Origin of the sequence: Kitasatospora cinereorecta, from assembly GCF_024172095.1 — a bacterium.
In the GTDB taxonomy this organism is placed as follows: Bacteria; Actinomycetota; Actinomycetes; order Streptomycetales; family Streptomycetaceae; genus Kitasatospora; species Kitasatospora cinereorecta.
On the sequence record NZ_JAMZDX010000009.1, the window covers coordinates 304,772 to 324,789 of the forward strand.

Genomic DNA, 20,018 nt, shown 5'->3' on the forward strand with positions numbered 1-20,018 from the left:
GGGCGTACCGCTGGAGGGCCACCCGCTGCTGCGTTCGTCCGGGCAAAGGGCGTGAGCAGATGTCGGGTTCGGTGGCAATGCCGGTCGCCCGCTGAGTTCTCGGCCGCCCCGGGGTTGCCGGCTTGGTCTGCTCGACGGCGGTGTTCGGGTGCGCCGACAACGGCTCGGGGCAGTCCGGGACATCGTCGCCGGCTTTTGGTGCCGGTGCCGGTGCCGGGCGGGGGCCTCCTGGCGTGGCAGCCCGATTCTGCGCCGTCCCTGTCCGGCCTGACGTGGTCAGGATGGTTGCGCCCTTGGCTGCTTGCTGCCAGGTCGGCTGCGCCGTGTGGCGGGCACTTCCTGTCGGCCGGGTGGGGCACGGCCTGGTCTGCGCTGACAAGGCACCAGGCCCGCCCTCGGCGGGGCGACCTCCGCCTGCGCGGCGGCGGCGGGCAGTGGGAGCAGCGCCGATGTCCCGCCCACGGCGCGGTGGACCTTCCCGGAGCCTGTGGGACGCCGATCCGCGATCGTGGAGTTCACCCTGGCGGACGTCGTGACCGTCCCCAGCTGCGAATTCCGGCTCACAGTGTCCGAGTCGTCGGCCCGGTCCGATGGCTCAGCGAAGTGAGTCCGGAGAAGTCGGTGTCGCCGTCGGCCTGAGCAGCGGCCGGCCGGTCGGGTGCCGGAGGGTGATGGACAGGCCCGGTCGAGTCACGCCCGCGACCCGGGGCAGCCCACACGTGCGCGGCTGCCCAGCCCCACCTTCCCGGCACGGGCAGCCGCCCATCGGTGCGGCCCCACCTGACCCCTGACGGTGGTGGCGGCCAGGGTCCGTGGGCTGCTCTGTCGTCAGCTGCCCCGGCCCGCTGCTCCGGCGCGCACACGCAGCATGTGGTCGATGTCGGAGAGGCGGCCCCAACCCTGGCTGCGGCTGTTCCTGATGCCGGAGCGGATGTCGTCGAGGACTGCTCGGCCGCGCTCGTCGTCGCGCAGGGCGAGCCCGGCGGCGGCCTCGATCCTGGCATCGAAGTACGGGTCCGCCAGGTGCGCGGCAAAGACGGCACTCAGCGCCGGGGTGTCGACGTCGGACATGGCGAGCCTGTGGAGCGCCTTCGCCCTGGTCACGGGTATGGGGTCCTCAGCCAGGCGCATCAGGGCGGCGAGGGCTTCCTGATACCTGTCGGTGTTGAGGTGGAGGATCGTGGAGACACACGCCCGGACACGTGGATCCGAGTGCTCGGCGTGGACCAGGATCGCCGCGATCGCATCGTCGGAGCAGTAGGAGGTGAAGGAGGCGATGACGATCGCGAGGGAGCGGGGATCCTGCTCGCTTTCCAGCAGCGGGCGGAGGAACTCTTCCGCCTCACGCCTGAACGGGAGTTCGGCGTCGTCGTCCTGATCGATGTCGAGGCTGAACCCGATTGCCAGGAAGTTCATCGTGTCGAGCCCGAAGCGCCTGCGATCAGGGCAGTGCGCGTCCTGGGCGGCCTCGAGTGCCCAGTCGAAGGTCGCCCGGTCGGTCCGGCTTCCCAGATGGAAGACCGAGGCGAACCAGTCGTCGTGGTCGGGGTCGGCGTGGACGAGGGCGCGGGCCATCAGTTCGTCCGGTGAGCGGTGGATGCCGAGTTCGGCCTCCAGGTCGGTGATGATCGCCCGATGAGCGGGAGGCGGATCGATTCCGGGGCCGACTCCGGTGGCGATTGCGTCCTGCGCCGCACGAAGCGCTCGCCGATGCGGGCTGTCGCTGCTCAGCGGGTCGCGGCTGCGGGACAGCAGGGCTCGCAGGACCAGGTACATACCGCTCTCGGCTGCCCACGTCACGGGATCGACACCGCTGGCCCAGGGGCGGGTCACATCGACGTCCCACACGACCAACCAGTTGACGACCTCGTGGCGTCCGGCCCTCGAGGCGGCGGCGAGCACGGTCACGGCGTCGTCGCCGGCGAGCTCGTCTGCGGTGGCGTCACTCAGGAGTTCGAGCGCCGCGATGTCGTCTCCGCGCTCGACAGCGGCCAGCACCAGGGGGAGGTCCATCTGCTGATTCTGTCCACGAGTGGGACAACGGGCGAGCGAATTTCCGGCGGGCCCTGGCAGTGGCTTCGGCTGTGGCGTTTTCGAACTGCTCTCGCGTATCGAGGACCTCGCCGAGGGGTCGATGGAGAGTGATCACGGCCTCGGCGTCGGCGGGGCGGGCGATGCGAGGCCGCTGCGGAACCTCGCCCTGCGGGTATGTGGTCAGGTCGGCTCCTCGCGCGTCCTCGATGGCCGGCGCGAACCGATCGGCCGCGTGCTGCCGGACGGGTCGGGCCGGGTTCCGGGCGGGCGGCCGGGGGCATCGCGGCGTTACGACCAGCCAGTCGGCTGCTGCGGCCGTACTGATGAACACCCTGCCAGGGCTCGGTCCGCGCCGCCTTGCAGCATCGGCTATATTCCAGTCCCCCTGGTGATCTTCGTGGAGGGACTCATTCATGCCCAAGCGCGCCGCCGGATTGTCCGCGCGACTCGGTCTCGTGGCCACGGTGGTCTCCCTGGCTGCCACGGCATGCTCAACCAGTGGCTCCGGTAAGCCCGTCGGGCCGGTGGCCGCCCCGCCACCGGTGACCACGGCGACACCGCTGGTGACCACCGCGGCACCGGAGGCGACCCCGAGCCCCGCGATACCCTCGCCCAGCCCCAGCGCAGCGAGGATCAACCTTCCGCCGGAGTTCGACCCGACTCGGGGCGCATGGCGGGACATCGACGAGGCCCTGAAGCAGGCGGCAGTCGATCACAAGCCGGTCCTCCTCGACTTCGGCGCCACCTGGTGCCCTGCCTGCAAGGAGCTCGAGCAGTCGTTCCAGGATCCCAAGGTCCGGGCGCTGCTCGGGTCGGTACACCGCGTGCGGGTCGACACCGGGCCCAGGTCGGCGTGGACCAACACGGACATCGCGGTGGCCTACCGGCTCCACCTGAACAAGACCGGTCTGCCGGGCCTGGTCCTCCTGTCTGCGCAGGGCGACCTCGTGGCGAACACCGATGACGGCCTGTTCGACAACGACCAGCCGAACAGCCCGAGCGTGATCATCGGTTTCCTGAAGCCCCACCTGTGATGCCCGTCATGCCTGCTTCGAACGTCTCATCGGGCCGCACCGCCGCACGGCTGATGGCCGCGGCAGTACTGCTCCTCTGCGCGACAGCGCCCGTGACCGGGTGCTCCCGCGAACGCTCGCCGTCCGCTGGCCGCGCCGCTTCCGACCCCGCCACCTCTGACCCCGCCACCTCCGACCAGGCCACCGCCGGCGCGGCCCAGAACGGCGTGCAGGTGACCGTGGTGGTCTCGGCCGACGCGGTCCGGGCCACGTTCCGGCCGGAGCGGCCCGGCTTCCACCTCTACAGCATCGGCCTGCCGGTCGACGGCATCGACGGGGTGGGCGTACCGACGGAGCTCGCGGTGAAGGGCGGGCTGCGCGCCACCGCGGCCCCGACGTCCGACCAGCCGGTCCGACAACTGAACATTCCCGGGGTGGCCGGAGCACTGCCCGTCTACCCCGACGGGCCGGTCACGCTCACGATGCCGGTCGCCCGTACCGGGTCGCCCGACGCCCAGGTCGTCGTGTCGTACGGCGCGTGCAGCACCACAACCTGCCTGCTCCCGGTCTCGGGACTGGTCATCCCGGTCCGACTGCGCTGATCGCCGACCAGGCCCGCCGGGATCGAATGCAGCGGAATCCGGCGGGTTCTATGGGTTTCCGGGCGGGCTGACAGGTGTCACCTCCGGCGTCTACCGTGGACGGATGGGGGCTGAGGGCGGGGGCACTGCGCGGCGGATCGGTCTGCTGTACGTCGCGCTGAACGTGGTGGCGGTCGGGCTCTGGGCGCTCGTGCACTTCGGGTCCGAGACGCTGGCCGGCGCCGGGCTGGTGGGCGAGCGCGGCACGCTGAAGGTGACGAGCTGCCAGGATCGCGCGTACTCCACCGATCACGGCGGCAGCGGCACGACCCACCACTGCTACGGCGACTTCCGCCCCGACAACGGCGGGCCGGAGGTTGAGGGCGTCGAGCTGAGGGGCGGTTCGGGTGATGCGTACCTGACGCCGAACTCGTGCAAGGGCAGCCGGTCGGACAAGCCCTGGTGGTGCGGGGGCGAGCATCCGGACTCGGTGCGCGCCCGCTACGTCCACGGCGACGCCTGGATCTGGGGGAGTGGCGCGGCCCTCCCGACCGGGGGCGCCCTGCTGGGGGCCGCCGTGGTCGGCGCGGGCTTGCTGATCGCCTCCCGCACCCTCAAGAAGCCCCGCCCGCGCCGGCTGGGCGGGTCCCCGTAGCGCTCCGGGAGTCCGTGAGCGTCGGGTTTGCGCCGACCACGCCGGCCCTGGTGGTGGAGGGAGCGGCGCCGGCTGCAGGTGTTGATGGGTTCCGGCGTCGACCTCCGACCATGTCGGTGGCTTGTCGCCGACATTCTCACGGCCGGGACGGACGGACGGGTGCTGCTCGCGCGCCTCGACAGGCGGGCCCGCAGGCCCGTCCGGGAGGCGGCCGAGGACGGGGCGCGAGCTCGGCTGGGAGGTACTCGGCTACACGACCACGGACTGCTCCACAGCCGGCTCTGCAACGACCTGTACGAGGACGGCCTGCTGGAGCTCGGCGTGGAAACCGACGAACGCGGCCTGTCGCCTGGCCGGGAGGCTGCCGTACGGGGCGCCGTCCGGGCCAACGCGCGTGGTGACACCGAGCCGGTGACCTGGTTCCGTGGTTCGCCGCCGCTGCGGACCCCGAAGGGGCCGTGCTGACGGCTCCTGATGCTCTGCTCACCGCGTGGGGATCGAAGTCAGGACCGATGGTTCGAAGCCGAGCAGTACGACGCCGGGGTGGGCCGCGTCGAGGCGGGGGTGTCCGAGCGTATGCCGCGCCATGTGGCACATCTGGCAGACTTCGTGTCCGACTGACGGTGTGTCAGCCGGAGATCGCGGCGGGGGCGGTATGTGGGGGCAGGGGACCGTGCTCGGCGGGCGCTACACGTTGGTGGAGCGGCTCGGGGGCGGTGCGATGGGCGACGTCTGGCAGGCCACCGACGGGGTGCTGGAGCGGCGGGTCGCGGTGAAGATCCTGCTGCCGACGCTGCTGGACGACCCGCGGTTCGCCAGGCGGTTCCGCCGCGAGGCGACGATCGTGGCCGGGCTGAGCCACCCAGGCATCGTGGACGTGTACGACTACGGTGAGGCGGAGATCGAGACCGAGACCGGTTCCGGCAGCCGGGTGGCGTACATCGTCATGGAGCTGATCGACGGTCGGCCGCTGAACGAGGTGCTCGCCGAGCGCGGGCCGCTGCCCGTGGCGGAGACGCTGGAGCTCGCCGCCCAGGTGGCGGATGCCTTGCACACCGCTCACCGGGCCGGCGTGGTGCACCGCGACCTGAAGCCGGCCAACCTGATGCTGCGCCGGGACGGCCGGATTGCCGTCACCGACTTCGGCATCGCGCGGTCCGCCTCGGGCACCAGGATCACCGCCACCCACGCCGTGATGGGCACGGCTCTGTACGTCGCACCGGAGCAGGTGGAGAACGGCGAGATCACCGCCGCCTGCGACCTGTACTCGCTGGGCGTGGTCTGCTTCGAGATGCTCACCGGCGCGCCTCCGTTCACGGGTGGCGCCGTGCTGGAGGTCGTCCTCAAGCACGTACGCGAGCCGGCGCCGCCGCTGCCGGACTCCTTCTCGGTGGCAGTACGGGAGTTCGTGGCGCAGGCACTGGCCAAGCGGCCGGTGGACCGTTTTCCGGACGCCACGGTCATGGCGGCCGAGGCGCGGGCTGCGCTGGCCGCCGGTGGCGGCGGATCGGACCGGACCCTGCGGTTGGGCGCGCCGGTGGTCGCGGAGGCGTCGGCGGCTGCGGAGGTGCCGGCCGTCGGGCCGGACTCGGCGTCCGCGGTCGAGCCCGTGCCTCCGCCGGTCGCGGCCGAACCGAAGGCCGAGCCCGGCGGAGCCGTAGGGGCGACGGCGCCGGACGGGAAGCGATCGCGGTGGCGCGGGCGGCGGGTGCTGGTGCCGCTGATCGTGCCGGTGGTGATCTCCGTCGGGGCGGGCACGGTGTGGTTGGTCCAGACCTTGCCGTACCGCTTCGACGGATCGGGCCCGCGGGCGGGCGCTTCCGCACCGGCGTCGGGGGTGGGGCCGGGGGGAGCAGCGGCGTCACCGGGTGGACCGGGCGGGAGTGGCACCGCGTCGCCCCTGGTGTCCGGGCAGCCGACGGCCTCGGTCGGAGCGGGCGCGGACGCCGGCCAGAGTGCGGGCACAAACCCTGCCGGTGACACGGCGGTCGGTGGCGCGAGCGGCGGCGGAGCGGCTCAGGGGGCTTCGGTCGGCGGGGGCAGCGGCGGCGGGACCGCCCCCGGTCCGGGTCCCGGCCAGACCCGGACCACGGCGACGCCCACACCTGCGCCTGCCACCACTTCTCCGGGTGAGTCACATCCGGCCGACTGCGGCGGCGGCCGCTGGGGATACCTGGTGAACGTGGGCGACGGTCTGAAGGTCGGCCTGGCCGCCGACAGCCTTGCCGACGGTACCGCCGTTGTGATGGGCGGCCGTACCGCGTACGGCTGGGTCCGCGGTCCGTCGGACGGCGTCGACATGTTCAGCGCCTGCAAGGCGGGCGCGCCCCGTCTGGGGAAGGTCGGCGTCGGGAGCGGGGAGGGCACGGTGGCCCTGGGCAGCGCCTACCCGTACGCGTGGGACTGGAAGGTGGTCGATGCGGGCGGTGGTGCCTCGTACCTCGAGGACTACCTCGGTCAGAACTGCCTGACCGACAACGGCGCCGGGAGGCAGCTCACCGTCACGCCCTGCGCGCAGGGCGACAACCGGCAGCTGTTCCGCGTGCCCGCGTGACGACTCTCGGCCACGGGTGGTGGGGCTCATCTTGTGACTGCGCTTCATATGAGTGGCGGGTTCCGACACCGGCCGCAGCACGAGCGCTTCCCGCAGCGAACGACAAGCAACGTGCCCCTGCGTACCCGCGGATGTCCCCGCCGCGCCGGCCACCGTGTCGGTTGCTTCTGCGGTTGTGTCTCGGGGTTTGCTACTCCCGGTTGCGTCAGCCCCTGCCGCAGGAGAGGGCCTTTCCCGCAGTTCAAAGTCTATTTGTCCATAGGCTGGCGGGAGTCGCGCGCCGACCGCGTGGTGGTTGTCCGTCGCGCGGTGGCCCGGTGGCACCGGGCAGCGGGCCACGGCCCGGTAAGGGCTGGTGGGGGAGAGGGTCGGGCGGGGAGGTCGGTGCTCGGCCGCGTGCTCCACGGATGCCCCTCGTGCGTCGCCCACCGTGTTGACTGAGCAGATGCGGTGTCTCGGTTTCGGCCTGCGACTGGCCGCCGAGGGACAGCCGATGGGTGCCGGATCGTGTGGCCCGCCACGAGCCCGGAGGCCGCGACCGGGACCTGCTCCAGCGGCGCACCCGCGCCGATAGGGTGTGTGCCGATCGTCCGGAAGTGCTGAGTCAGGGGGAGCCGTGGGGCTGTTCGACATACCCGCAGAATCGCTGCGGCCCGACGAGAGTGAGGCGGGGCCGCTGCCGCCGCGCTCACGTAGCGGGCTGTGGTGGCAGTTCTGGTTCCAGTGGGCGTACTTGCTGGTCGGGTCCGTACTGATCCTCGCCGTGGTCGGTCTGCTGCTCTGGGCCTCGGCGGCCGGTGGCAGTGACGTCGGTGGACTCGGCGGTGGCGGCGGGGGCTCTCGGATCAGGATCGGCGGATATGTCGTGCTGACCCGTCGCCAGTACCGGCTGGAGCGCGACGGCGGTCGCGACGCCTGGGCGAAGCGGGTCCAGGAGGCGCTGCGCGAGGGCAGCGAGAGGGCAGACAAGAAGCGCGCTGCTGAGGCGAAGAGCCGCGCGAAGGCCGAGACCAAGGCCACCGCCAAGGGCAAGCAGCTTGAGCCTGCGCCGGTTCTGTCCGACCAACTCGAACTGACCCCGCCCGTCTACCGCGGCGCCGGCTTCGGCCTCGTCGAGGAGCTGGCCGCGCCGCTCGGCTGGGAGCTCGACTGGAAGCGGACCCGGGCGTCGAAGCTGGAGACCGCCTATCTGACGCGCCGTCCGAGCACCGGGCCGGCAGTGGCCTGACCTCCGCGCGACGACAGCCGCCGTGGCCCGGTGAGCCTCCTTCGCGGTGCCACCGGTCGAGAGGGGGTGTTGACGAGTAGGCCTGGGCTGCGGTTTTGGGGGCGGCCGGAGATCGCCACCGCAAATCCCGCGAGCGCCCGGGTCTGGAAGTGCTCGCGAGCACCGGGGCCAGCACCACTGCCGTTCAGTGGGAAATTGCTGGGTACCATCAGGGCCGCCAAAGTGCTGTCGTGACTGACTTGAGCTGCCCTCCCTGCTCCCGGTGGCCCTTGTTGCGCTTCGGCACCCGGGCAAGGCCATCGTCAAACAGCATTACAATCACGATCTTCTGATGAAGCATCTGACGGGGGATGGTCATGCAGTTCACGCATCGGACGCCCGCCTTCGCAGCGGCGGCGGCGCTCGCGCTGCCGCTGCTGGCGGGCTGCGCCAGCAGCGGCGCGACAGGGACGACAGGGGCGGCCGGGACCGTGTCGCCGAGCAGCGTGACACCGGCAGGCCGGGACGCGGCCGGCGGGAGTACCGGCGACTCGACGTTCCGTGGCAAGGACCTGGTGATCAGCGCCGGCTGCACCGTGCCCGCCTCCCGGCCCGCCACGGTGTGGGTCCAGGGCTTCGACCCGTCCACCTGGAAGAAGGTGGTGTCGGTCGAGTTCACCCTGCCCGCGCAGGTGGTGATCGACAAGCGGGACCACGAGGCGCTGAGCGCCCTCTACTCGCTGTGCGCGAATGACCTGCCGCACGAGGAACCGGCCGGCGGGGCAGCCACCTCGGACGCGGCGTTCGGCCCGCGGGTCCGGCAACTCTTCGACCGTGACTTCACCAAACTCGCGGTCGTCACCGCCGACGACCGGACCGGCGCGCGCCACGTCGGATACGTCGACCGTGCCGGCAAGTTCACCGACCTCACCGGGGACGGCAACGGCTTCGCCACCACCCCGAAGGAACAGGACGCCCTGCTCGCGCCCGACGGCGGGAGCGTCTGGTTCACGTACCTCGACGCCGCCCGCCGGCAGCACATCGCCAGCCGCTCGACCTCCGGCAGCCACGAGATCACCGAGCAGTGGGCCGGCGAGCCGCCCGCCACCCGCGACAACATCCTGCTGCTCGGCGGCTCTCCGCTGCGCGGCCTGCTCGGCCCCAGCCCGCGGTTCAGCCCCGACGGCACGCGTGTCTCCGATTTCGTCCTCGGCAGCGGCCGCAGCGTCACCTCCGTCACCGCGAGCGGCCCGTTGGCGACCAAGGGCGCCCTCGCGCTCCCCGACCACGAATGCGAGCCGTCCGGCTGGGTGGACAAGCACACCCTGCTCTGCGCGCACCGCGACTCGGGCCCCAACCCCAAGCACCTCAACAACTTCTGGACCATCGACGTCGACCGGCTGCAACCCGAAGCGTCGCGCCAGACCACGGACGGCGCCGGTCCCGACCTGCTGCCGATGACCGACCGTACGAACCTCCCCGTCGCCGTCTCGCCGGACGGCAAGCGCCTGCTCTTCCGTTCCGTCCAGGGCAAGGTCGAGCAGCCGTACGTCAGCGCCCTCACCCCGGGGGCCCAACCTCAGCAGATCAGCGGTCAGGACGCTGCCACCGCACTCGGTTACGGCGACGTCGTCCTCGAGTGGCGTTGATGCCACGCGGTACGGAATCAGCAGTGATTCACCCTGCCGCAGAAGCGCCAGGGTGAATCACTGCGTGCAGGTTGCGCCGGTCTGTCGGCGTACATCTCGAAGTGCTCGGCCCCGTCCGGTTGGACGTGCTCTGTCGCTGATCTTGTGACGTCTACCTGAGCGAGTCCGTCAGTGCGCACAGTTCATCCATGAACCGGCTCGGCGGCGAGGGCCTGTACTGGGCGTCATTCCACTGGTGCCACAGGCCTTCGGGGACGAGGAGGCGGCTGGCGTGTTCGGTTCCAGCCTGACTGTCGATGTGGAGGAGCGCGCTGATGGCCCAGTGCTGGTCGTACTGGCAGTCAGGCTGTTGGAGATAGCGTTCCAGGTAGGCCGTCAGGTGCAGGGCGTCTTCCTCCGTGCAGAAGCGTGCGAGAGCGAAGCAGTAGCCCTGTCCGGAGAAGCACAGCTGGCTGGCGAGAAGCAGGTCACCCAGAACGTCTCGGAAGTGCTGACGGCGGTCCGCACCGATCAGCCAGGCGGCGGTGAGGCGGGAGCGCCATTCGCTCTCCAAGAGGACTTGGTTGTGGGCTTGACGTAGCGCTCGATGCCGTAAGCCGCGCCTGACCGTCCGCACGAGGTGGTCCGGGTCGGCGCGCAGTGCCGGTGCGTACGCGGCAGGTGTCCTCGTGCCTGTTCGGCCGAGAGGCCAGTGACGGCGTAGACGCGATCGAGGGTGACCTTGCAGGTGGCGACGGTGCGGCGGTGCCGCGCGATCTGCACAGCCTGCACGGCGTGGGGGAAGCCCAGGTCGGCCACGGTGGCGGTCTTGACCCGGCGGATCCCATCCCTGCCGTGCGCGGTGGTGCGGCTCTTGCCCAGCAGTGGCATGTCCCGCCAGGGCAGGCGTTTGAGGCGCTGGTGCAGCAGCGGTTGGTTCGCTTTGATCACGGCGATGTAGTGGGCATCCTTGTCCTCGACCAGGAAGCGCGCGTGCGCGGTCTGGGAGTGCAGGCGTCAAAGGTGACCACGGTGTCAGTCAGGTCGACGTCGGCGAGCATGGGCCGGAAGACAGTGATTTCGTTGGTCTTGCCGCCCACCGCGCGCTGGGCGGTGACCAGGCCGGCGGCGGTCATCGCGGCGAGCTGGTGGACCTGGGTGCCGTCGGAGCGGCGGGCGCCTCGCGCTGTCTTGCCGTCCACGGTCAGGGAACGGCGCGGGGCTGTGCGAGCGGATCCTGACCGGATGGCGGGCGGTCGGGGTCGCGGGGCGGCGAGCAAGGAGCCGATCGCTGTGTCGAGCGCGTCGCCGTCGATGCGTTGCAGGACCCGGCGTACGGTGGGCCTCGGCCGGGGCGGTCGGGCCGCTTGGTTCACGGCTCGGTCCGCCGAGGGCGGTGAGCACGGTGGTCGGCGCGTCCGCGGCCCACTCTGCGATCGCGGTCAGAGATCTCGCGCCGGCCAGGACCGGGCAGGCGGTCAGGGCGAGGACAAAGGGGAGGGGATGGCGACGGCCCTTGGCCTGGCGCGGATCGGGCACCGTGGCAAGACAGTCCAGCAGGCCGGAGTGTCCCTCGGCGGCGGAAAGCCGGGCAACAGCGAGCTGGCCCAGACCGGCAGGGATGGGCGATGATGAGCGGCCAGTCACGGTCTTCCGTTGCGGTGATCAGGGACTCGACACCTCGTGATCACCCGGAGGGCGTGCCTGCTTCCGGTCCGGCTCGATCCGGGGACATCGCAGCCGGCTCTTGCGCATGAGCTGCCATCAAGTCGGCAGAGCAACTGAACGACGCCGCCCTGGCCCCGGAGCCTCTACTGGCCGACCGTAAAGATCACGTGGCTTCCTGCGTCCGCTGCCTGCCGGAAGAAGACGACCAGGTCAGTGAAGTTCGCCCAGGTGTAGGCAAAGTCCTCGTGGCCGAAGTTCGGCCCGTAGTCCTCGATGTCGATGCAGTCGTAGCCTGCTTTCAGTGCCTCGCGGCCGACATCGGTCATGGCATCGGCGACATCGCGCACCCGATCCGGCGTGAGCAGGCTGACGATGTAATCGTCCCCTTCGTAAAGCTGTACGCCGCCCAGGATCACAGCGTTCAGCGGGTAGATGCCGTTGTCGTAGCCAAGGTAACCGTCGGTCAGGCTGCGATGGATGGCGTCCCATGCCTTGTCGGTGTCACAGTGGCCGACACCGATGCTTTCTTCCTCAATCTCCTCGACGAGCGCGGCAACCTCATCGTCGTCAGCGGTCGCGAGCAGGCGATCGGCGGTCTCTGCATCGATGGCAAAGTGGACTCCCAGGCTCATACGGCACACCGTACAGGGGCGGCAAGACTCGTCACGTCGAGCTGATCACGGTCGGCCGCGCACGTCTGTCGGCCCAAGTCCCCGCTCGGCGGCCCCAAGCCGACCGAGACCCGGAAGTTCGAGATGACCGACGGCGGGGGGCTCGGCCAGGAGGGCTACCAGTCGTCGGTCCGGCACCCGCTCACCGACACCATTCCCGGGCCGGTCGACCAACTGAGCTTCAAGTCGGCTTTCTGCGACGGGAATCTGCGCCTGACGGTCGATGTCGACTACAGCGCGGGTTCGGGGATGTCCGCGGACTACCCGCGAGCGCTCGACAAGGCGGAGGAGGCGTCGCGGAAGAAGGCCGCCGAACTGCTCAAGCGGGCGCGGGAGAAGCTGTACGAGCGTGCGATGAGCCCGCAGCCGACGGCTTCGTGACGGGCAGGCGCCCCGACTGGGGGCCATACCGTTGCCCCAGACGGGCCGGCTCGTCGGCTGTCGTCCTCATCGCCGACCTGGCCGTCGCGCAGCACGGCGTCCGCTTCAGCGCCGGCACCGCCGACCAGGGCGGCGACGCCTGTTCGAGCTCGCGGCTGGGACATCTGGTAGGCGGCGTTGTTCACCAGGATGTCGAGGCCGCCGAGTTCGCCGACGCAGTACGTGACGAGGCGGTTGCAGAACTCCTCGTCGCGCTGGTCGCCGGCGATCGGCAGGGCGCGTCGCCCGGCGCCCTCGATGAGTATGGTGGTGGTGTCGGCGTCGCCGGCTTCCTCCGGGAGGTGGCAGAAGGCGATGTCGGCGCCCTCACGGGCGAATGCCAGGGCGACCGCGCGGCCGATGTGGCGGCTGGAGCCGGACTGGAACCGCTCCTACCGCCGCCTGCTCGCCTACCTCGCGGCCGGCGGCACTGTGGACGGCCCGGCCAACCGCACCGGCGGCAAAGTGGACCCGTCGTTCCGGCCCGGTACATGGCTGCGCAGCAGGACAAGGCCCGCACCGAACGGAAGCTGACCGAGCAGCAGACCGCGTTCCTGGATGCGCTCCACCGGCACGCCGAGGCCGTCGCTGGCTGACCCGCCCAGGAACCGCCACCTGCACCCCCGCCGTCCCAGCCCACCGATGCCGGGACGGCCGCCTGTACCCCGCTCCCGACTCCCGGAGGCACCCTGCGATGACCGACACCAGCCACCCTGCCCCGGACCCCGCCGCCGCGCCCGCCGACCGGGACCCGGGCCGGCCGGCCATGGCCACGCGCAGGCCCGGCGACGGTGAGCCGGGCAGGCTGGCGAGCGGTGGGAGCAGGCCGGCACGGGTGGGACGGCGGGAGATCAATCCTGTGTCGACGCCGGACGGTCCAGTGTCGAGCAGGTGCTCGCGCCTGTGCCGCACCGCCGGCTTCTCCGAACCGGGCACCGGCGCAGAAGACGGAGAAGGGCCGCCTCGACCATCAGCGCCTGCTGCGCCACGCCCGGACTGTGGAGGCCGAGTCCAAGGCCGCCTGGTAGGCGCCGCCGTACCAGTGGCGGTCCTGGTCGATGGTGCTCATCGTTTTCGCTTGATCGGCTCGCACCTCGCGCCTTCCCGTCCGCTTGCTCACCGTGATGTGTCGTGATGTCCCGACGCCAACCTCTCGCGCGGGGACATCACCACAGGTGTGTCGTGCGCTCAGGACGCGGTCAGCGCGCGTCGTCGGACGACGAGGAAGCCGATGCCGATCAGCGAGAGTCCGACGAGAACGGCGCCGATCGTGACCTCGGTCGCGCTCGGTCCATGCGCGGCACCACCGACACCAGTACCCACGCCGCCGACCGGAGGACGGCCGCCGGAGCTTCCACCGCCCGACGCGGCTCCGCCAGCCGTGGTGCCTGCTGTGGTGCCCGCGGTGGTCCCAGTGGTGGTGCCGGTCGTGGTGCCTGCTGTGGTGCCTGCTGTGGTGCCCGCGGTGGTGCCGGTCGTGGTGCCTGCGGTGGTCCCGGTCGTGGTGCCCGCGGTGGTGCCGGTCGTGGTGCCCGCGGTGGTGCCCGCGGTGGTCCCGGTCGTGGTGCCCGCGGTGGTGCCAGCCGTAGTCCCACCCGTCGAGCAGGTCTCCCGCGTGATGGTGTTGGTGTCCAGGGTGACCGACCCGTTGCGCGCGAGTGCGCGCCCGTCGATGGTCGCCCCGGTGGTGGCGGAGATCGACGTCAGCGCCAGGATGTTGCCCACGAAGGTGGAGTTGGTGCCGATCGTGGCGGAGCTGCCGACCTTCCAGAAGACGTTGCACGGCGCAGCACCGTTGACCAGGAGAACCCGGCTTGCGGAGGCCGTTGTCAGCGTCGACCCGACCTGGAAGATCCAGACCGCGTTGGGGTCCCCGTGGGCGTCGAGCGTGAGGGTGCCGGTGAGCCCGATGGACGAGGAGGCGGTGTAGACGCCCGGATTCAGCGTCAGGCCGCCGAGATCACCCGAAATACTGGCGTCCGAGGCCTGGCCGGCCGCGTTGTTGTATGCGACGGTCAGATCGGTCTGCGCCTGCAGAGCAACGGCGTCGGCCGAGTGGATGACTCCGTTCACCGTGCCTGGGGGGAAACCGGTCACCGAGGTCCCCGGACTCACCCCGACATCGCCATTGATGGTGCTGGGACCGGTGTTCGTGACGGACTGGCCGGCCAGGACGGCGAAGCTGGACGCGGTTCCGAGGGGTACGGCGACCCCGATCGCGTAGGCGGAAGTCGGAAGCACCGCCATCCCCACAGCGGTGAGGGCGAGCGTGAGGGCCGCGGAAACGCGGGTGGCGAATCCACGCCGACGAGGCACGACCAAGGTGTTCGAGTTCATCAGGGCGCCAAGCTCCTTCGAGGAGATCCGACGGAGGGGAGTGCTATGGATCGGTGAGATTCGAGCGCTCGTCCCCTGGGGCTGCACGAGGAGATGGAGCAGCAGAATCTGTCCTGACCCAGCCCTTGAGGGGAGTTCGTGTGCAAATACAATAGGTTTGCCTCAGCCTCGCCCCCCGCTGCGCCGCCCCGCGCATCCGGATGATTCGCGCAGGGCCGCCAGGCACCACCCCGTCACGATCGTGACACCCCGCCAGATGACTCCGGCGGCAACGGCAGTGGGATTCGCACTCAGTACACAATCACTCATTCAGCCCGGTGACGGCTGACGAGGCCCGCGCGCGTCCGATGGCACGATTTACCGAATCTCGGACTGTGGCCCCGCGCCGACGGCCGGAGTCCGCCGCGTTCCCCGGCCCCGCACTGTCGGCGCTCCTCTCCGGACACCACGGCGAGATCGGCCGGAGCCCAGCAAAGGAGGCGGCAGTGCACGGATTCAGAAGGCCGCGGCCGGCCGTCATCGGCGCCGTCCTGGCCTTGGTTCTGGTCATCGGCGTGTGGCTCCTCCACGACGGACGCCGAACGAGTCTTCCTCCCCAGCCCACAGCCCAGGCGTTGTCCAGGGGCGGTGGCAGCGGCAGTCCGCCGGATACAAAGTCCGAGATTCCAGGCATGAGCGCTTCGCCACCGACTCGGATCCGCATCCGTGCCATCCGGGTCGAGGCCCGGGTCATCCCTATCAAGCTGGACGTCGCCGGGCACCTTCAACCACCTCCGCCGGACGACAGCAACGTCGTCGGCTGGTATCAGGGCGGCGTCACGCCGGGCCAGAACGGCAACGCCATCATGGCGGGACACGTGGACAACAAGCGCGGGCTCTCCGTCTTTTACAGCCTGGGCCGCCTGCGCCCGGGAGCCGAGGTCGAGATCGAGCGGAGGGACCGCACGACCGCCGTCTTCACTGTCGATGCCGTCGAGGTCCACCCCAAGGACCACTACCCGGACGACAAAGTCTACGGGGCGACCAGCCGATCGGAGCTTCGACTGATCACCTGCGGCGGTCGCTTCTCCAAGAAGACCGGCTACCCGGACAACGTGGTCGCGTACGCCCACCTGACGCGCACCAAGCATGCTTGAACAGCTGTCCACGCGACACTTGAAGCGATAGCGCCCGTACGGCACCTGGACCCTCCGCCCCCAAGGTCGCTGCTACCCCCGCCACGGCTCGCCGGGCAACCACCGGCCAGCGCCGCCGCGCCACCACGATCTCCGGACAGCCGGCGACGTCGAGATGCTCCAAGCCATGGCCGCCACCAGCGCCCAGCAACCACCGCTGGTGGCGCAGACAGGCCCGCTGTGACCCCTCGCAGTACCGCACAGCGGCCGCCCGCTGACCGGCCCGCCGGGCAGTACACAGCCCGCACGCGTACGCGACCGGTCCGCGCACCTCCGAGCCCGGTGATCGCCTCGATCAAGGCCGCCTGCCCGTCCCGGACCGTCTCCGATGCCACGGGCGCAGCGTGTTCCACTGTCGCCTCCCTGCGCGGTGTCGCTGGGTAACTCGGGCGCGCGGCGGCGGCTCGGGGGGTTGCCGCCGACGCGCAGCGGGAGACTACCTCACACACGGGCACGGCAAAATCTGTGCTCGCCGGAGTAGACATTGCTCGTGGGTGGGTCTAACGTTTCTCCCGTAGACAGCAGTCGGCGATACCGGCCAGACACGAACTGGCCGGGGTTGTTGGACAGAAGTTCGCAGTTCGGTCCGGCAGTGGAGTTCCGAAGCCAGGCAGGTTCAGGACGGCGACGGGGCTGGCTGCCGGACCGGGCGGCCCGCAGGCATCAGGGGCCGCCACCGGCGGTACCAAGCAGTACGCAGTCCAGTGAGTGCAGTACCGGCAGTACGCAAAGTGACAGGTCAGTACAGAGGATGAACGGAGGGTGCAAGCACCATCAGGATCGCCCGGCCCGTGAGGCAGCAGTTTTCCGTCCGGGCGGACACCGCAGACCTCCCTCAAGGACACGAAGGACGGTGGTTTCCGGTCACGCATACGCGATCCCCGCACACCCCATCCCCCGGGGCAGTGCGGACGTAACAGGACCGGCCGAGGCCGGTAGATGGTGTTGTTCCCCTTCGGGGCCCCGGAGCCGATACGGCGCCGGGGCCCCTCGACGCGTTCTCCCCGAGAACCAGAGAGGTGCAGTGACTACCACGGCCAGCCCCGACACACCCGACAAGCTCGACGACGACGATTACCCCGCCTACACCATGGGCCGCGCCGCCGAGATGACAGGCACCACCCCCGGCTTCCTGCGAGCCCTCGGCGAGCACCGCCTCATCACCCCACTGCGCTCCGACGGCGGGCACCGCCGCTACTCCCGCTACCAACTACGCATCGCCATGCGCGCCCGCGACCTCGTCGACCAGGGCACCCCCGTCGAGGCCGCCTGCCGCATCGTCATCCTCGAAGACCAACTCGAGGAAGCCCTGCGCCTCAACGAAGAGCTCCGCCGCTCCCGGCACGGCCAGGAGCCAGAAGCCGACACCTGACCCACTCCACGCCCGCTCCGGCCGCCTTGGTCGGCGGGACCGGTCCGCGGTGGGTGGCATCCGCTCACCGCAGGCCGCCGGCGAGGCGGGGACCGTGCCGGCCCTGCCGCTTCCGAGCGCGAGCCGCAGTTGTCCGGTGGTCCGGCATAGCGGCGGCGTGGTACCACGCCCGCCCGGCCGGCCGCGACGACCCGCCGCAGGGCTGGAGTTCACGCCCGGGGAGTTCATCCACTACCGCTCTGCCCGGGTCATGACGCGTGCCCCGCGGCGTCGGCCCGCGCCCACAAAGACTGCCTGCCGCACGCCTGAGCTGCAAGAAGTTACTCCGCGGCACCTTGCGCTACACGCTGACGTCCGACTCGGTCCGGGCGGGGTGTTCTTCGTGAACGGCTGTCGGCGCCGGTGGGCCGCTGACATACTCGGCCCATGCCTGAAGAGGTGGAGCCTGGGCGGACATCGGAGCAGCAGCCGGTCCCGGTGGCCCGCCCGCGCCCGCCGTCGGGAGCGTCGATGGCCGACCCGATGTCCGCCGCCGTCCCGGTCCCACGGGCGAGCGCGGTTCGCGACAGCGTCGCCGACATGCGTAGTTCCGCCCGTTGGACTGCCGGTGCGCTCGGGGCGGTCGGCAGCCTGGTACTCGGGGCCTGCCGCTCGGCGGGCCGACCGGACGCGGTGGGCGGGTGACCGGCCGGCCGGCGCCCGTGGTGCTGCCCCCGTCGCTGCGTGTGGGGCTCGGGCTGGTCGCGGCCTTCGCCGCGCTGGTGGTGGTCGTGCTCGGGATCCGGTATGCCGGCGAGGGCGGGCCCGGCACGGTGGACGTGCGGATCCGGGAACTGGTGGAGGGTACGGGTCCGTCGTGGCGGTACGTCGCGTTGGCGATGGACGCCTTGGGGGAGCCGGTGGGAGCCGCGACGCTGGTCGTGCCCGCAGTGACGAGCTGCCTGCTGTTCGGGCGTCCTCGCGCGGCGGTGTTCGTCGTTGCCGGCGTCGGCATCAGCGTGGGGTCGACGGAGGTGCTCAAGCACGTGGTTGGACGCACCATCCACGGTGGGCACCTGTCCTACCCGAGCGGGCACACCGCCTTCGCCACCGCGCTCGCTCTCGTGGTGGCGATGTTGGCGAATCGCCGCCGAGGCCGGGACGGGGTCGGCCTCGGCGGGACGGCCCGCACCGTGCTCGTGCTCGCGGCGGCCCTGGTTGCGGGCGCCGTCATGGGCTGGGCGCAGGTCGCTCTGAGCGCGCACTACCCGACCGACGTCCTCGGCGGCTGGTGCACCGCGCTGGCGGTGGTGCCGGCGACCGCGTGGCTGGTCGATCGGATGGCCGGCGTCGGTCGGCGGGAGTGTCGCCGAGGTCAGGTCAGGTCGGGTGAGGTCAGGCCAGGCGGCGGAACACGGGTTTGACCGGCCGCCCGGCGAGCCAAGGGGTGGGGTCGGAGGCGTCCAGCGCCTTCCGGTACACGGCACAGGCCCGGGCGACCACGTCGACGGTGTGGTCGATGTCGGCGTCGCCGAGCGCGCTGCTCACCACGAACGACGGGGCCAGTACCCCGCCGGTGAGGAGCCGGCGCAGGAACAGGGTGCGGTACTGCTGCGAGGGTTGCCGGTTCTCGTCGAGGGTGGCGAAGACCAGGTTACTGGCCCGCCCCCGGAGGACGAGGTGGTCTCCGACGCCCGCGGAGGCGGCGGCCTCGCGGACACCGGCGGCCAATCGCTCGCCGAGGGCGTGCAGCCGGGCGGTGATGCCCTCCTCAGCGTAGGTGGTCTGTACGGCCATCGCGGCGGCCAGCGAGTGCGTCTCCGCACCGTGCGTGGTGGACAGCAGGAACACCCGGTCGCCGGAGTGGCGCAGCCCGCCGCGTTCCATCAGGTCCCGGCGCCCCGCCAGCGCGGAGACGGCGAACCCGTTGCCCAGCGCCTTGCCGAACGTCGAGAGGTCGGGGACGACGCCGTACAGGCCCTGGGCGCCCGCCTCGGACCAGCGGAAGCCGGTGATCATCTCGTCGAAGACCAGGACGCAGCCGTGCCGGTCGGCCAGCTCGCGCAGGCCGGCGAGGTACCCGGGCGGGGGCTCGGTGTGGGCGGGTTCGAGGATCAGGCAGGCGACCTCGTCCCGGTACCGGGTGAGCAGTTCCTCCGTGGCGGCCAGATCCCCGTAGGGGAACGCCACGGTGAGTTCGGTGGTCGCGGCGGGGATGCCGGTGGACATCGGCGTGGTGCCGATGAACCAGTCGTCGACGGAGAAGAACGGGTGGTCGCCGCAGATGGCCACCCGCGGCCGCCCGGTGACGGCACGGGCCAGTCGCACCGCGGCGGTGGTGACGTCGGACCCGTTCTTCGCGAACTTCACCATCTCGGCGGTCGGCACCGTGGCCAGGAAGCGTTCCGCGGCCTCGACCTCCACGACGGACGGCCGGACGAAGTTGCTGCCGCGGTCGAGTTCCCGCCGCACCGCCTCGACCACGCGCGGGTGGGCGTGGCCGAGGCTGACCGACCGCAGGCCGGAGCCGTACTCGATGTAGCGGTTGCCGTCGACGTCCCACACGTGGGCGCCGCGGCCGTGGCTGATGACCGGGGCCAGGTTCTCGGGGTACTGGTCGTCGCCCTTGGCGTAGGTGTGGGCGCCCCCGGGGACGAGCGCGTGCAGCCGCTCGTTCGCCCGCCGCGACCGGGGCAGGCTGAACCCATCGGCGTCCTGAGGGCC

Annotated in this window: 18 protein-coding genes and 2 pseudogenes; 11 read left to right on the forward strand and 9 right to left on the reverse strand. The window is 71.1% G+C overall.

What is annotated here, in order from left to right:
* Positions 1-828 precede the first annotated feature (828 nt).
* Positions 829-1,998 (reverse strand): hypothetical protein, encoded by a 1,170-nt coding sequence (locus tag FHR36_RS38750; RefSeq protein ID WP_253804960.1) that lies wholly within the window; start codon positions 1,996-1,998, stop codon positions 829-831.
* A gap of 449 nt (positions 1,999-2,447) precedes the next feature.
* Here FHR36_RS38750 and FHR36_RS38755 point away from each other — a divergent pair, with 449 nt between their 5' ends.
* From FHR36_RS38755 to FHR36_RS38785, 7 genes are all read left to right on the forward strand, one after another.
* Entirely contained in the window at positions 2,448-3,068 is a 621-nt protein-coding gene (locus FHR36_RS38755) for a thioredoxin domain-containing protein (protein ID WP_253804961.1), read from the forward strand.
* An 8-nt stretch (positions 3,069-3,076) separates the two neighbouring features.
* The gene (locus tag FHR36_RS38760) at positions 3,077-3,649 is read left to right on the forward strand and encodes a hypothetical protein (protein WP_253804962.1); all 573 of its coding nucleotides are present in this window, start codon (positions 3,077-3,079) and stop codon (positions 3,647-3,649) included.
* 103 nt (positions 3,650-3,752) lie between these two features.
* A complete protein-coding gene (locus FHR36_RS38765; protein WP_253804963.1) occupies positions 3,753-4,283 on the forward strand; it encodes a hypothetical protein in 531 nt (176 codons plus the stop codon).
* Between the two features lie 159 nt (positions 4,284-4,442).
* Complete coding sequence (locus FHR36_RS38770) at positions 4,443-4,748, forward strand: hypothetical protein (protein ID WP_253804964.1); 306 nt, start codon at positions 4,443-4,445, stop codon at positions 4,746-4,748.
* A 190-nt stretch (positions 4,749-4,938) separates the two neighbouring features.
* Positions 4,939-6,837, forward strand: a complete 1,899-nt coding sequence (locus FHR36_RS38775; protein WP_253804965.1) for a serine/threonine-protein kinase — start codon at positions 4,939-4,941, stop codon at positions 6,835-6,837.
* 616 nt (positions 6,838-7,453) lie between these two features.
* Positions 7,454-8,065 (forward strand): hypothetical protein, encoded by a 612-nt coding sequence (locus FHR36_RS38780; RefSeq protein ID WP_253804966.1) that lies wholly within the window; start codon positions 7,454-7,456, stop codon positions 8,063-8,065.
* Between the two features lie 356 nt (positions 8,066-8,421).
* Positions 8,422-9,693: a hypothetical protein gene (locus FHR36_RS38785; RefSeq protein WP_253804967.1), complete on the forward strand. Its 1,272-nt coding sequence runs from the start codon at positions 8,422-8,424 to the stop codon at positions 9,691-9,693.
* A 151-nt stretch (positions 9,694-9,844) separates the two neighbouring features.
* On the opposite strand, the gene FHR36_RS38790 is transcribed toward FHR36_RS38785, so the two are convergent.
* The 5 genes and pseudogenes from FHR36_RS38790 to FHR36_RS38805 all read right to left on the reverse strand — a co-directional run bounded on the left by FHR36_RS38790 (position 9,845) and on the right by FHR36_RS38805 (position 11,972).
* The gene (locus FHR36_RS38790) at positions 9,845-10,246 is read right to left on the reverse strand and encodes a DUF6000 family protein (RefSeq protein WP_253804968.1); all 402 of its coding nucleotides are present in this window, start codon (positions 10,244-10,246) and stop codon (positions 9,845-9,847) included.
* Positions 10,204-10,623: a hypothetical protein gene (locus FHR36_RS38795; RefSeq protein WP_253804969.1), complete on the reverse strand. Its 420-nt coding sequence runs from the start codon at positions 10,621-10,623 to the stop codon at positions 10,204-10,206. The genes FHR36_RS38790 and FHR36_RS38795 overlap by 43 nt, the downstream gene beginning before the upstream one ends.
* Entirely contained in the window at positions 10,620-10,874 is a 255-nt protein-coding gene (locus FHR36_RS38800; protein WP_253804970.1) for a hypothetical protein, read from the reverse strand. Before FHR36_RS38800 ends, FHR36_RS38795 begins: the two co-directional genes overlap by 4 nt.
* A 172-nt stretch (positions 10,875-11,046) precedes the next feature.
* Positions 11,047-11,319, reverse strand: a pseudogene (locus FHR36_RS40490) (transposase family protein); the annotation flags it as partial.
* 164 nt (positions 11,320-11,483) lie between these two features.
* Positions 11,484-11,972: a YfbM family protein gene (locus FHR36_RS38805; RefSeq protein ID WP_253804971.1), complete on the reverse strand. Its 489-nt coding sequence runs from the start codon at positions 11,970-11,972 to the stop codon at positions 11,484-11,486.
* 123 nt (positions 11,973-12,095) lie between these two features.
* Between FHR36_RS38805 and FHR36_RS38810 the strand changes: the two genes are divergently transcribed.
* Positions 12,096-12,392 (forward strand): hypothetical protein, encoded by a 297-nt coding sequence (locus tag FHR36_RS38810; RefSeq protein ID WP_253804972.1) that lies wholly within the window; start codon positions 12,096-12,098, stop codon positions 12,390-12,392.
* Positions 12,393-12,595: 203 nt separating this feature from the next.
* On the opposite strand, the pseudogene FHR36_RS38815 reads toward FHR36_RS38810, so the two are convergent.
* Together FHR36_RS38815 and FHR36_RS38820 are read right to left on the reverse strand one after the other, a co-directional pair.
* Positions 12,596-12,793 (reverse strand): annotated as a pseudogene (locus tag FHR36_RS38815) (NAD(P)-dependent dehydrogenase); the annotation flags it as partial.
* A gap of 826 nt (positions 12,794-13,619) precedes the next feature.
* On the reverse strand, positions 13,620-14,855 hold the full coding sequence (locus FHR36_RS38820) for an ice-binding family protein (protein WP_407660900.1): 1,236 nt from the start codon (positions 14,853-14,855) through the stop codon (positions 13,620-13,622).
* A 584-nt stretch (positions 14,856-15,439) separates the two neighbouring features.
* On the opposite strand from FHR36_RS38820, the gene FHR36_RS38825 reads away from it, so the two are divergent.
* From FHR36_RS38825 to FHR36_RS38835, 3 genes are all read left to right on the forward strand, one after another.
* The gene (locus FHR36_RS38825) at positions 15,440-15,904 is read left to right on the forward strand and encodes a class F sortase (protein ID WP_253804973.1); all 465 of its coding nucleotides are present in this window, start codon (positions 15,440-15,442) and stop codon (positions 15,902-15,904) included.
* A gap of 1,063 nt (positions 15,905-16,967) precedes the next feature.
* A complete protein-coding gene (locus tag FHR36_RS38830) occupies positions 16,968-17,315 on the forward strand; it encodes a MerR family transcriptional regulator (RefSeq protein ID WP_380232999.1) in 348 nt (115 codons plus the stop codon).
* Between the two features lie 680 nt (positions 17,316-17,995).
* On the forward strand, positions 17,996-18,718 hold the full coding sequence (locus FHR36_RS38835; protein ID WP_253804974.1) for a phosphatase PAP2 family protein: 723 nt from the start codon (positions 17,996-17,998) through the stop codon (positions 18,716-18,718).
* Here the strand turns inward: FHR36_RS38835 and FHR36_RS38840 are convergent.
* Complete coding sequence (locus FHR36_RS38840) at positions 18,690-19,991, reverse strand: glutamate-1-semialdehyde 2,1-aminomutase (RefSeq protein WP_253805026.1); 1,302 nt, start codon at positions 19,989-19,991, stop codon at positions 18,690-18,692. The genes FHR36_RS38835 and FHR36_RS38840 overlap by 29 nt on opposite strands.
* Positions 19,992-20,018 lie beyond the last annotated feature (27 nt).

Coding starts and splice junctions, on each gene's coding strand:
- FHR36_RS38755 (WP_253804961.1), top strand. CDS start 2,448: ATGCCCAAGCGCGCCGCCGGATTGTCCGCGCGACTCGGTCTCGTGGCC.
- FHR36_RS38760 (WP_253804962.1), top strand. CDS start 3,077: ATGCCTGCTTCGAACGTCTCATCGGGCCGCACCGCCGCACGGCTGATG.
- FHR36_RS38765 (WP_253804963.1), top strand. CDS start 3,753: ATGGGGGCTGAGGGCGGGGGCACTGCGCGGCGGATCGGTCTGCTGTAC.
- FHR36_RS38775 (WP_253804965.1), top strand. CDS start 4,939: ATGTGGGGGCAGGGGACCGTGCTCGGCGGGCGCTACACGTTGGTGGAG.
- FHR36_RS38785 (WP_253804967.1), top strand. CDS start 8,422: ATGCAGTTCACGCATCGGACGCCCGCCTTCGCAGCGGCGGCGGCGCTC.
- FHR36_RS38805 (WP_253804971.1), bottom strand. CDS start 11,972: ATGAGCCTGGGAGTCCACTTTGCCATCGATGCAGAGACCGCCGATCGC.
- FHR36_RS38810 (WP_253804972.1), top strand. CDS start 12,096: ATGACCGACGGCGGGGGGCTCGGCCAGGAGGGCTACCAGTCGTCGGTC.
- FHR36_RS38825 (WP_253804973.1), top strand. CDS start 15,440: ATGAGCGCTTCGCCACCGACTCGGATCCGCATCCGTGCCATCCGGGTC.